Genomic DNA, 13,688 nt, shown 5'->3' with positions numbered 1-13,688 from the left:
TGGTTAATTTCCAGCTAAATAATTGATGCTGTTTTGTGTCAAAAGTTTGATATTACCAATGAATTCATTGGCCTGACTAGGAACTCCGTTGCTATTATCTTCATTATACCAATCATAAGCTCCCATCGAAATCACAATTGCATTTTTATTGGCATTGTTATTTGGCCATTCTGCAATAGTTACACGACCGTCTAAATTATCATCCCAACCTTCACTGGCTAAGTTTGTCCCAGCTGTTTGATCTCTCCATCCAGCTCCATTTACATATCCGCCCCATTCCGGTACAAACCACCAGGCAGTATGGTTTAATCTATAAGTTCCGCTTTGAAGTAAGTAGGCTTTTCCTGTTTCATAAGTGGTAAGACCATTAAAAATAGGATGTGATTCATGACCTCTAAACGACATTCCCCATGAATTTCCATCAACCCATCCTGCTGGCAAAAAGTCTCCAAAAACATTATTTGGTCCTTTTCCGGAAGGAACAATTCCTAGAGCATCCACATATTGCGAAGCAAAAGAAGTCAGCAATAAGTTTCCTCCATTTGTTCTAAAGTTTTTAAGAGCTGTAGTCACTGCCGGATTATATGCCACAGCAGGTAAATTAGTAGCCGAATCAAAATGCCACCAAATGACATCTACATTGCTTAAATCAGCACCATTTAAAACACTGTCAAAAGAGATGTATCTGGCTCCTGTAAAATTATCAAACAACCAGTTGACAGCGGTAATTTCGTCCATATTAGTAATTGCTGCTCTTGTTGCAGCAGTTCCTAAAAAGGCTACAGTCAAACCACTATTAGGAACTCCAACATTGGCAGTATAGTTTACTGATTTTCCGTTGGCAGTAATTACAAAAGTTACTGTATTAGAAAAATCAATTGTAGTTCCTGATGCTGGCGAAATAGAAACTCCTTGTGTTAATTCGATAACAGGCTGCAATCCAGTAAGATTAGTATTCTCAGGCAATGTCATCGTAATCGTTTTACTGACATCGTTGATGGTTGCTGCTACATTATTGATTTTAAAGCTTTTTATCGGACTTAAAACCGTAACATTTACCGTGTAATCTTTGTATAAATTACCGTTGATAACTCTAAATTTTACCGGGTTTGTAAAGTTGATAGCTGTATTCAAATTCAAATTTGATGTTGCTCCTTCCTGCAAAATAATTTCAGGATTTACAGCAGTAATATCGGTGCCATAAGGCAATGTTACTGCAATTGTTGCTGTTTTTTGATCGATAGTTGCAGTAACTCCATTTATCTCAAATGATGTTACATTTGAAGGAGAATCGACATCAAGACCATTATTGTCGAAGTTGTCTTCGCAAGCAGAAACCATAAAAATCAATGCCAGTATCAAAGACCATTTTGTCCAGTTTTTATATATAAAATTTTTCATGTTGGTTTTCGTAAATAGATTAATAATCCAGATTTTGTTTGTATAATCCCTGACTGAAATTAATTTGCTTCAACGGAATTGGGCAATATTCTTCCTTATTGGCATCAAAAAAAGCATCTTGATAATAACTGCGTTTTGTTTTTTCCTCAGCATAAAAAGCATTCATTACTTCTTCCGTAACTCCCCAACGAACCAAGTCAAAAAAGCGGCTTCCTTCCATCGCTAGTTCTAAACGTCGTTCCCAACGCAAGGCTTTGCGGGCAAATTCCTGTGTCCAGTTGCAATTTGTTCCATCTACATAAGTGTTGATTTTAAAATTAGTCACATAAGGCAGTCTTCCTGTACTTTGCGCCGCTCTTTCTCTGATTTCATTGATTAATGGTAAGGCTTCTGATTGTCTTCCTAATTCAATTAAGGCTTCGGCGCGCATCAAAATCACATCGGCATAACGAATTTGGATTCTGTTTTTTGAATTTCCATAAAAAGGGTCAATGTTAACCACACAACTACAATTTGGTGCTACATTTTCTTTTAACGAAGCATAATAACCATAAGTTCCAGGAGAACGTACCCAGGCTTCTACATATAAAAACTCCGGATCATATTTATACGGTAATCCCGGCATGGCAACGGTATGATACAATCTTGGATCTACGGTATTAGCATCAATATTTTTATAATCGAAATCTTCATCATTATAAGTGTCAAATTCAGGCAAACCATTAGCTCCGGTTTTAAAAGCATTCACTAAGTTTTGACTTGGTTTATGGAAATCACAACATCCTAAACCTTGAGGAGTAGAAAGAACATCGGAGAAATTTAATCTTCCATACAAAGTACCATCATTATCAGAAAACTGAATGGCGAAAATAGATTCTGGCCCGTTTTCAAAAGTTCCCGGTAAAAAGTTATTTGCAAAATCGGGCTCTAAATTTGCTTTGCCAATTACCTTATCCGTTGCTGCAATTACTTCTTCTAAATGTTGTGTATTTGTTCCTGTAACAGTATAAGTTTCATCCTGAGTATAGGCTTGATACAAACGTGTTTTGGCTAAATAAGCATAAGCAGCTTTTTGTGTAGCACGTCCCACTTGTGGTTGTGTTTCCGGTAAATCATTAGCTGCAGCCTGAAAATCTTCGGCAATTTTATTCCAAAGTTCCACGTTTGAAAATTCTTTGTTCGATATGTTTTTATAATCTTCAACAGGAATTTCTTCTGTTATGTATGGTACACTTCGGAACATAATTTTCAGCATGAAATAAAAATGTCCTCTTAAAAAACGCATCTCCGCCATACGTCTTTTTTTCAACGGATATTCTGATTCCGAAATTTGTTCTAAGGCTTTCAAAGCTTTATTGGCTCTGGAAACTCCAACATAACTGATGTACCAAAAATTGTCTAATTCGCCAAAATCAGGTCGGATATTATTAGAGACTTCAAAAAAGTGAAAATTCTGAATATCATTCGTTCCACTACCGCCTTTGTAAGCATCGTCAGAACGAACATTTCCAAAAGGCCATAAACTATAAGGCGAATCATAATGGTCGTTTCCAAGCTGTGCATAAGCTGCATTCATAAATCCTTCAATCGATTCGGGAGTAACAATATCTTCTTCTGATAATACACCGCGAGGGTTGTTTTCCAGAAAATCCGAGCAGGAAGTAAATACTCCCAGCACTAAAAATCCTATTATATATGCTATCTGTTTCATGTTTTTCGATTTAATCTTTTTGTTAAAATGTAAAATTAAGACCCGCTGTAAAAGTGGTAGGTTGCGGATATCCAAATCCTGCATTTTCAGGATCTACACCCGTGAAATTTTTAGCATCGAGGATTAGTAAATTTTGTCCGCTGATGTAAAATCTGAAACTTTCTAAGCTCAATTTTTCAAGTAAAAGTTTTGGTAAACTATAACCAAGTTGTAAAACACGAAGTTTAACATAGTTTCCATTTTCTACGTAGTAAGTTGAAAATCGTGACTCTGCGTTTCTGTCCACAGTTGTTAATGCAGGAATAGATGAATTTGGATTGTCTAAAGACCAGGCGTTTAATAAGCGAGTTCCTTTGTTGGAACCTACATCGTCCACACTCCAAAAATCAGTTTGGAATTTGGTATTGTTAACAATATCAACATTGGCAGTTCCTTCCCAAAAAGTAGTGAAATCGAAATTTTTATATCCTAATCCTAAATTAAATCCATAAATCAAACCCGGATTTGGGTTTCCTATCCAAGTACGGTCTTTGTCTGTAATTACTCCGTCTCCGTTTAGATCTTTATAACGAATGCGCCCAAGACCTTTTCCTTCCTGATCCGCTGAAAGATCAACTTCATCCTGACTTCTAAACAAACCGTCAGCAACATAACCATACATAGAATTAATTGGACGACCTAAAATATTATCTTCCAGTCCATCACCTCCGTAATTGTTTTTTACTTCATCTGGTAACTGTGTGATTTTATTTTTATTTCCCGAAATATTAGCAGAGATGTCGTATTTTAATCCAAATGATGTTTCATCATGGTAGGCTAAGGAAGCTTCCCAACCTTTATTTTCCATCGAAGCACCATTTACCCAACGACTTCCTCCTTCGCCAATTACGCCTAAATAAGGAGGTAATACTAAAATGTCTTCTGTTTTTTTAATGTAATAATCCACAGTACCACTCAATTTTTGGTTGAATAATCCAAAATCCAAACCGATATTCGTTTGCGTGGTGGTTTCCCATTTCAAATCGTCGTTACCGGATTGTGTTGCAATAAAACCGGAAGGCAGTAAACCATTTCCGTTTCCTGCAATATCATAAGCAGTACCAAAAGAAGTCGCCCAAGTAGGACTTCCGCCGGCATAACTGGCTAAATAAAGAGAATAAACAGCAGTATTACTAATTTCCTGATTTCCGGTTTGTCCCCAACCAGCTCTTAATTTTAAATCAGAAATAAAAGGTGCTTTGTCTTTTATGAAATTTTCATTACTGATTTTCCAACCCGCTGAAACTGCCGGAAATACTCCAAATTGATTGTTTTTTCCAAAACGGGAAGAACCATCACGACGAATGGTAGCCGAAAGTAAATAACGATTATCGAACTCATAATCTGCTTTTCCAAAATAAGAAAGTAGTGAATAAGCTGTTGAAGTTCCGCTGGTAAACGATTCTCCTGTTCCGGCATCTGGGTACATATAATCAGGAGTTTCAATCAAAAAGTCATTTTTGCGTAAGCCTGTATTATCAAAAGTTTCTCTGTACATCTCAGTTCCCGCCATCAGATTCAAATTGTTTTTTCCAAAATTCAAGCTGTAAATAGCGGTATTTGTCCAAGTCCATTTGTCGCTAATGGACTGATCAATGCTAACCGAAGTTTGATCATTTTGCAAATAACCCGATTGGTAACTTCTTTGTAAACTGCGCTTTTTGAAAAAGCCGTAATCAATACCAAAACTAGTTTTGATGTGTAAGTTTTTAACTAGCTCTAAATCGGCATACATGTTTCCAAAAAGACGTAAATAATCGTATTTGTTGTCTTTATTGTATTCTAAAAGACGAACAGGATTTTGTCGGTCATTCATTCCGCCTACCGGACCTCCCCAGCCTTTTCCATCAACAGTACGTACCGGAATTATAGGTAAAGCACGAAGCGCCGGATCTAAAACACCTGGATCAGTAACTTCATTAGTGCGATTAAAACTAAAGTTTTCTCCAATGACTAATTTGCCGTCAAAATAGTTATAAGAGCTATTCATTCTGGCAGTAATTCTTTCAAAATTGGTAGTTTTAACAACACCTTGGTTGCCATAATATCCTAAAGAGAAAACATAACTTCCTTTATCTGAAGCATTAGATACCGACAAATCATAAGAATTAGCTATTCCGGTTTGTGCTATTTCATCATACCAATTGGTGTTGGCCGATTTTAATGTTTGATTAGCATCTGAATATTCCGGAACCAAAACATTATTTAATTGAGGTTTATTATTCACTACAGACCAATCAAATTGATAACGCAAATTGTTATTGTTTGGATTTAATCCATCGTTAACATTGGCTTGCCAAAGTGCTTGTCCAAATTGATTTGCATTTAAAACATTCAATTTTCTTGAATAATCAGAAAAAGCAGTATAAGCACCGAAATTAATTCTCATTTTACCCGCTTTTCCTTTTTTGGTGGTAATGATAATTACTCCGTTTGAAGCTCTCGATCCATAAATACTCGCTGAAGAAGCATCTTTTAAAACCTGAATTGTTTCAATATCATTTGGATTCAATTCATGCATTCCTGATTTTGTTGGCATTCCATCAATTACATAAAGAGGATCCGTATTATTCAGCGTTCCCACTCCACGAATAACCACTTTAGTATTTCCTCCACTTGGCGAACCATCAGAAGATACTTTAACCCCAGCAATTCTTCCTTGTAAAGCTTTAATAGGATTAGGTTCCGGCTGTTTCATTAGATCTTTCATGTCTACAACAGCAACAGCTCCGGTGATGTCACTTTTCTTTTGTTTGGAATATCCCGTAACAACAACTTCATTCAGTTTATTGTCATCTACTTGTAAAGTTATCGTGATTACTTTTTGATTTTTTACTGCAATAGACTGCGAAGCATATCCAACAAAAGAGATCACAATAGTAGCATCAGCATTGATTTTTTGGAAAGAAAAATTTCCATCAAAATCAGTATTTGTACTCGTTTTTGTGCCTGAAATAAGTACAGTAGCTCCTGGAAGTGGCATTCCGTCATCAGACGAAATGACTGTTCCTTTGATTCCTGTTTCCTGTGCCTGCATAGCGGACACTGCGAAGAGGAAACATAAAAAATAAATTAATTTACATTTCATTAGTTAGTTGTTTTTAGTTAATATTTAGTTGGTTAATTTCTAAATCCTCAATTTCGATTTTCCCTTTAGATACCACATCCAGTTTGGTAAAAGGGGAGCTGTTAAAAAAGATTTCAGTTATTACTTTTTCTCCATTGTTAAAGAAAATCTCTATAGATGTTTTGTCCAAAATGATTTTAAAAGAAGCCTCTTTTTGATTTGCATCCAAAATAGCTTTGGTAATTGTGGAAGCAAATTTTTCAGAGAAATTGTTTTTTCCGGATTTTGTTCTGTCTAAAAACAAATAGTGATCGGAATTATTGATGCCAAAAGTCAAAGATTCTCCTTCTTTGTTAGACAAAACGAAAGTGTAGGTTTCGGCTTCTAAATTTTTTAAATTCAAATTGATAACTGCTTTTGTCAGGTCGATTTTATTATCCTTTACAAGCGTTATGTTTTCATTAGCTCTTATTTTTTTCTTTTTAATAGACTTTGAAGTGTATTTTTCTAATTCACTAACAGGAGTGCTTATTAAACTATAGTGATCCTCTTTTTTAATTAATTTCAATTCACGGGCAATAGTTGTGCTTCCTCTCCATTGATTAGTAGGAACTTGTTGCGCATAATCCCAGTTTGACATCCATCCGATAATCACTCTTTTGTTATCAGGAACATTGTCAAAAGATACACTGGCATAATTATCCCTTCCCATATCCAGCCAGGCTACTTTTTCTTTTTGCAGTTGTTTTGTAAAGAGTGGATCCATTTCGAATTTTTTGCCATCAAAATCGCCTACAAAATATTGTGCAGCCGAACCGCCATTGGAACCACCCGGATTGATGTTAACAATCAGAACCCATTTTTCTTCATCTGTTCCGGCTACTTTTATTGGGAAAAGATCAGGACATTCCCAAACACCTCCATGACCGCCAACATCTTTACCAAATTCGGAAAGAAAAGTCCAGTCTTTCAGGTTTTTTGAGCCATAAAAATGTTGTCTGTCCTGTGCTGCCAATCCCATTACCCATTGTTCTCTTTTAGCATCCCAGAAAACTTTAGGGTCTCGGAAATCTTTAATTCCCGGATTTTTCAATACAGGATTGTTGCTGTATTTGGTCCAGGTTTTTCCGTTATCCAATGAATAAGCTATTGCCTGAGACTGAGCATCGATTGCTCCCGCTTGCTCCTTTTTCATGTCGTGGTAGGTAAAAATTGCTACTATCGGTACATTCTTCCCATCACCAAAACCGGATGTGTTATCTTTATCCACAACAGCACTCCCGGAGAATATCGCTCCTTTCTCATCATAGGCAATCGCAGGAGTTAGTTCTTCCCATTTTATAAGATCGTTACTTATGGCGTGTCCCCAGTGCATTTTGCTAAAATCAGGAACACTTTGAAACGGCGTATGCTGGAAAAATAAATGATAAGTGCCATTGAGGTAAAACATTCCGTTAGGATCATTCATCCAGCCTTTTTTAGGAGTAAAATGAAAATTAGGACGGTACATTTGTTCTTCGGTAGCCACTTTTGTATCAGCAGTCGTTTGCGCTGCAGTTGATGTGGTTTTGCAACTTGTTATTAATAGCAATACTGCACTACAAAATACTAGCGGTAGTTGTTTCTTTAATTTCATTTTGGGTGTTTTTGTTGGTTAGATTTTCGCTTAAAGTTTCTAAAGAAATCCCTTTAGTTTCGGGCATCATGAATGCTACAAACAAAAGCTGTAAAACCATCATGATGGTAAAAATTAAGAAGACTACGTCTGGTCCAATTTCTGAAAATAACATTGGGATTAAAGAGGGAATAATCGCCGCCAAAACCCAGTGTACTGAACTTCCAAAAGCCTGTCCTGAAGCGCGAATATGGTTTGGAAAAATTTCAGAAATAAATACCCAAATTACAGCTCCCTGACCAATGGCGTGCGAAGCAATGAATAAGAAAAGAAAAGCAGGTACCGATAATCCTCCCCAGCCATAATAAAAAGCAGCAGAGACCAAACCTAAGGAAATAATATAGCCAACAGAACCAATGTACATTAACAACTTTCTTCCTAATTTGTCAATTAATGCTACTCCTATTAAAGTAAAAATTAGATTAGTAATCCCAATTCCGATACTGCTTAATAAGGCGGTATTTTGTCCTAAGCCGGCTTCTTCAAAAATTCTTGGAGCATAATATAAGAAAGCATTAATTCCGGAAAACTGATTGAAAAAAGCAATTAAGAAGGCTAACATCAACGGAAAACGGTATTTTTTCATGAAGATATTCTCGTGCTTGGTAACACCATTTTCTCTGGAATCGTCCATTATGTCACTCAGTTTTGCAGTTGGATCAATTTGGAACAACACTTTACGTGCTTCTTCATCACGATTTTTAGACAGCAACCATCTTGGACTTTCCGGAATTGTAATTATGCAAAGAATATAAATCACTGATGGAAAAGCCTGAACGCCTACCATCCATCTCCAGGCATTTTCTCCTATATCCTTTAAAAAATAATTAGATATAAAAGCAATCAAAATCCCTAAAACGATGTTGAATTGGTACAAAGCAACTAATCGTCCTCGCTTGTCAGCAGGAGCAATTTCAGAAACATAAGCAGGAGCAGCAATAGTTGAAGCGCCAACTCCAAGACCTCCAATAAAACGAAATGCAGCAAATACATAAGGATCATTTGCAAAAGCAGCACCTATTGCTGAAACAAAGTATAAAATCCCAATCCAAAATAAAGTTTTTTTACGACCTATTTCGTTAGTAGGGATTCCTCCAAAAATGGCTCCTATCACCGTTCCCCAAAGTGCCATTGCCATAACAACAGATCCGTGAAAAGCATCTGATGAATGCCATAAAAGCTGTAATTGTTTATCAGCTCCAGAAATAACTACGGTATCAAAACCGAAAAGAAAACCTGCCAGTGCAGCAGTAACAGACCAAAGTAATATCTTATTCATTGTACATGTATTAAAAACTTGTTGCTAAGATATATTCAGTAAAAACAACTTATTTTTAATGATGTTACAATTTAATTACATAAATACTGATGTTTTGATATTTTTCAGAAATCTCTTTGTTTTCAAGGCTTTAGCGTTTTACTTTTTTATTTACGAAAACCGTGTAGGTATGATATTGTTACTTTTGCTTCGAAATTGTTACTCAAAATGTGTCAATTTCGAAGCTGAATCATAGATTAGATTTGTATTCCTTTGGTGAAATCCCAAATTTATTCTTAAAAGCGGTAGAAAAGTAGTTGGAAGAAGAGAATCCAAGAGAATGAGCAATTTCTGTAATATTCATTTCATTGGCTTTTAAAAGTTCGGCAGCCTTCTCTAATTTTATATTATTGATATGGTCACTAATATTAATTCCTATAATGGCTTTTACCTTTCGATACAATTGCACTCTGGAAATACCTAATTTCTCAGCTAAATCTTCAACAGAGAATTTAGGGTTTTCTATATTTATCTTAATCAGATCATTCATTTTTGTAATGAAGGATTGTTCCTGATTTCCAAATTTAGATTCAGGTTCTACACGATAAATATTGTTAGTATAATAGTAGTGTAGTTTTTCTCTGTTGAATAGTAAACTTGAAATGGATTGCTTTAAAATAGAAAGACTGAATGGTTTTGTAAGGTATTGATCCACTCCTGTTTGTAAACCTTTTAAAACAGCTTCTTTGTTGCTTTGTGCTGTTAAAATAATAATTGGAATATGAGAAGTGCGTAAATCTTTTTTTAATGCGCTGCTTATTTCATAACCATCTTTGTCAACTAAATTGATGTCGCAAATGATGATATCCGGAACAATTTCGGTTGCTTTTTCGATGGCGTCACTACCGTCAGAAGTATGTACTACATATTCATTAGATAATTTACTTCTTAAAAAATAAACCAAATCAGCATTGTCTTCAATCAGCAGAAGAGAATGTTTTTCTGATTCTGAAATTAGATTTTCCTCTTTAAAGTCAAAATCTGTATCAGAATTATCAGTTATTAAATTACTAATATTGTTTTGAAAATCTAATTTGTCACTGATTTCAGAAGTTTGAAAATGTTTGTTCCCTTTTAATAAAGTGATTACAAATTCGCTGCCGTGTTTTGATTTTAATTCAATTTTTCCATGATGCAAAAGCACAAATTCTTTTGACAAATGAAGTCCAATTCCGGAACTGTTTTTATCATTATTGGAGGCTCTGAAAAAGGGACTAAAAACAGTATCTAATTCTTCTTCAGGTATTCCAATTCCGGAATCTTTAAAACTTATTTTTACGGTATTATCCTGGATTTCTGTTATTGAAATACTTATTTTTCCGTTATCCGGAGTGAATTTAAAGGCATTGGAAAGTAAATTATAATAAACCTTATCCATTAATTCTTTATCAATAAAGAGTTCCAGGTTTTTGTTTTTGCAAATCAGCTGAAAATCAATATTTCTTCTGATTGCTTCTCCTTTAAAATTGGTCATTACTTCGTTAGTAAAATCATAGATTTTGGTGTTTGAAGCTCTTAAAGTAAACTTTTGGTCTTCTACTTTTCTAAAATCGAGTAACTGATTAATGAGTCGTAACAATCGGTTGGAGTTTTTATGAATCAATTTTACTTCGTCGATTAGTTTAGTTTCTTTAATTTTTTCATTTTCTATTAAAGATTCTACATAACTCATGATTAGTGTTATTGGTGTTTTGAATTCATGCGAAAGCCCTGTGAAAAAATTGAGTCTGTTTTCATTGTTCTGCTTGATTTGTTCTGCAAATTTTTTTATTTCATTTCTTTGACTGACAACCTTTGCATTGGTTTTTTCAAGTTCTTTGTTTTTCCTGTTTATTATTATACGGGAATAAATACTATGTGCTGCAAATAAAAATAATAGCAGACTCAGAGTAATTGAGATTTTTAAAAGATTGCTTTGAGTACTGTATTTTTCTAATTGATCTTTAATGAAATTTTGTTGATTTTCGATATCGGATTGCTGTAGCGATATTTTGTCAAATTGACTACTCATAATGTCGGCATTTAGAGTATCAATAAATGTAGTAGTGAGCTTGTTGTTTTTAGGAACTATTTCTTTGTTGATTATTCTTAAGGCTAGCTTAATTGCTTCAGCTCCGCCTGTTGGGTACAATATAGTGCCGGTAAAAACGCCATCCTTAACAAATTGTAAGCCTCCATTAGGACCATTAAGTCCATCGACTCCAATAAATTTAATTGTATTGTGAGGTTTTTTCTTTTTAGAAATTTTCCAGGCATTATAGGCTATAACGTCATTAAAGGCAAATACATAATCAATATTAGGTAAGCTGTCTAATATTTTTACATACCTACTGTTTGCTGAGTTAAAATCATCTGCATCAATACTTATTTTATTGATATTAGGGAATTGATCGGTTATTTGCTTGAACCCCAGGCTTCTTTCTGTCCCCGGAGATGTTACTGATTCACTTCTGATTTCAACAACATTAGCACGGCCTTTGGATAATGAAACTATTTGCTTACCGGCAATCCTGCCTACTTCAATATTATCGGCTCCTAAAAATGCAGTATAATTAGAAGTGTTTACTTTTCTATCCACTATAATGACCGGAATTCCTCTTAAGTTTGCTTTTTCAATTACCGGAACAATAGAGTCTGATTCATAAGGTGCAATGATAATTGCATCCATACCTTGTTCGATCATTTTATCAATATCCTGAATTTGTTTTTTTACATCGCGATCGGCATTGTAAATAGTTAGTTTAATTTCAGGGTGAAGTGATGCCTCAATTTTCATAGCATGATCCATCGATTTTCGCCACATATCATTATCTATAATTTGAGAAAAACCAATAGCTATTGATTCTTTTTTTTCATTAGTTGAATCACATGAATTCAAGAAATATCCAAAAAATAGCAGGATGGTGATTGTATATATTTTTGACATAAAATTTCAATTGTTTTAAAAAGAAGAAATTGTATAGAGTAAATTTTAAATAGCTGTCTAAACGGAGTGTTTAACGTATAAGAATTTGAATTACTTAAAAAATTTCGAAATTGATACGACTGTGTTTAAGTAATTGAATCTTGTGGAATGATTGTTTTTTTATATCAAAATTACCATTTAGGTAATGGTATTGATAATCACAAATATAAAAAATAAATGCAGATTATTTTTTATATGTTTCACAAAGAACTCCTCATAATCAAACTACTTTTATTCTCAATTTGTTCTTTTCTTTGGTTGAGAATCAACTCGGCCAGTAGGCGTCCCATTTCATTAAAATCAGTGGAAATAGTAGTGATTCCATCGGTTACAACTTTTTTTAACGGAGTGTCATTGTAAGAGATGATACCAATATCCTGACCGATAACTAATTTTTGTTTTTTAGATTGTTCGATTACATTTACCAGATGGCGGTCATCAGGAATGATGTAAAGATCACCAGTTTGAATTTCGTTACTTTCAAAATTAGAGATGATGTCGTAATGAAATTGATGCTTTTGGCAAAAATCGATAAAGCCTTCCCGCATCCCGATGGGTTGTTTGTAGCTGGAGAAAATCAGAATGAGTTTTTTGTATTTTTCGATTTGGTTTTTTCCTGACTCTAATGCATTGAAAGTATCTTTAGCATGGTTTTGATGAACTGATGGATAGTCTTTTAATTCAGTATTGGTTTGGTCCAGAATGAATACGTCTTCTGCCGGTAAGGTTTTGATTATTGATGCCGCATTGACCAAATTAGTAGGCATGATAATGTATTTAGAATAATTTCCATTGCTATCATGGATGAGTTTTTTAAAAACTTCGGGATTAAAATAATGGAAGAAAATATCTATTTCAGCATTTCGATTGATGGTTTCCATAAACGAATTATAAAGGTCTTCCTTAAAGGCGTTTAATTCGTCGAATAATAAGAAGATACGCTGTTCAAAACTAAAATCTTCACTTTTCACATAATAGCCTTTTCCTAAAATAGCATAAATAATTCCTCTTTTTTTGAGTTCGTCATAGGCCAAAAGAACGGTGTCTCTCGAAATTCCAAATTCAAGGGAAACTTTATTTACCGAAGGCAGTTTATCTCCTCTTTTCAGGCGTTTTTCGGCTATTGCTATTTCGACAGACAAGATAATTTGTTTGTATTTTGGGAGATTCTGTCTTTTGTTGATGGATATTATTTTCATAAGAAAATTTTAAGGCTATAAATATATAAAAAATTAACTGGTGTATAGTGGTATGGTTTTGTTAATGTGTTTTTTGAAAATAACTATTTGGTTGCTATACAGATTCATTTTATCCAGTTCCAGGTGAAATTTGTTTGTAGTTATTCATTATTTCTGGTAGATAAATTCAAAAACTGGTTGGTGCTGGTTTGTTTTTGCAAATGTTGTACATACATTTGTTATTTACTCCATAAAAAAAACATTGAAAAAAAATAAATTTGCTATTTTATTCTAAATTCTATTGAGGCAAAATAGGATTTTGAACATAAGAAGT

General features: G+C 34.4%; 7 protein-coding genes. All 7 read right to left on the bottom strand.

Going from position 1 to position 13,688, the window contains the following annotated elements; all coding sequences use genetic code 11:
- Window positions 1-3: 3 nt before the first annotated feature.
- On the bottom strand, window positions 4-1,401 hold the full coding sequence (locus tag IEV84_RS01605; RefSeq protein ID WP_188491766.1) for a DUF4960 domain-containing protein: 1,398 nt from the start codon (window positions 1,399-1,401) through the stop codon (window positions 4-6).
- A 19-nt stretch (window positions 1,402-1,420) separates the two neighbouring features.
- Window positions 1,421-3,112: a RagB/SusD family nutrient uptake outer membrane protein gene (locus IEV84_RS01600; protein WP_188491764.1), complete on the bottom strand. Its 1,692-nt coding sequence runs from the start codon at window positions 3,110-3,112 to the stop codon at window positions 1,421-1,423.
- Between the two features lie 22 nt (window positions 3,113-3,134).
- Entirely contained in the window at window positions 3,135-6,239 is a 3,105-nt protein-coding gene (locus tag IEV84_RS01595; protein WP_188491762.1) for a SusC/RagA family TonB-linked outer membrane protein, read from the bottom strand.
- Between the two features lie 13 nt (window positions 6,240-6,252).
- Window positions 6,253-7,854 (bottom strand): glycoside hydrolase family 32 protein, encoded by a 1,602-nt coding sequence (locus IEV84_RS01590; protein ID WP_188491761.1) that lies wholly within the window; start codon window positions 7,852-7,854, stop codon window positions 6,253-6,255.
- Complete coding sequence (locus IEV84_RS01585) at window positions 7,817-9,172, bottom strand: sugar porter family MFS transporter (RefSeq protein WP_188491759.1); 1,356 nt, start codon at window positions 9,170-9,172, stop codon at window positions 7,817-7,819. The genes IEV84_RS01590 and IEV84_RS01585 overlap by 38 nt, the downstream gene beginning before the upstream one ends.
- Before the next feature lie 229 nt (window positions 9,173-9,401).
- On the bottom strand, window positions 9,402-12,137 hold the full coding sequence (locus IEV84_RS01580; RefSeq protein ID WP_188491757.1) for a substrate-binding domain-containing protein: 2,736 nt from the start codon (window positions 12,135-12,137) through the stop codon (window positions 9,402-9,404).
- A gap of 239 nt (window positions 12,138-12,376) precedes the next feature.
- A complete protein-coding gene (locus IEV84_RS01575) occupies window positions 12,377-13,375 on the bottom strand; it encodes a GntR family transcriptional regulator (RefSeq protein ID WP_188491755.1) in 999 nt (332 codons plus the stop codon).
- Window positions 13,376-13,688 lie beyond the last annotated feature (313 nt).

The organism is Flavobacterium palustre, assembly GCF_014639535.1.
Taxonomy (GTDB): domain Bacteria; phylum Bacteroidota; class Bacteroidia; order Flavobacteriales; family Flavobacteriaceae; genus Flavobacterium; species Flavobacterium palustre.
Note: the sequence above shows the minus strand (reverse complement) of the source record. Positions and strands in the feature narration are given on the sequence as shown.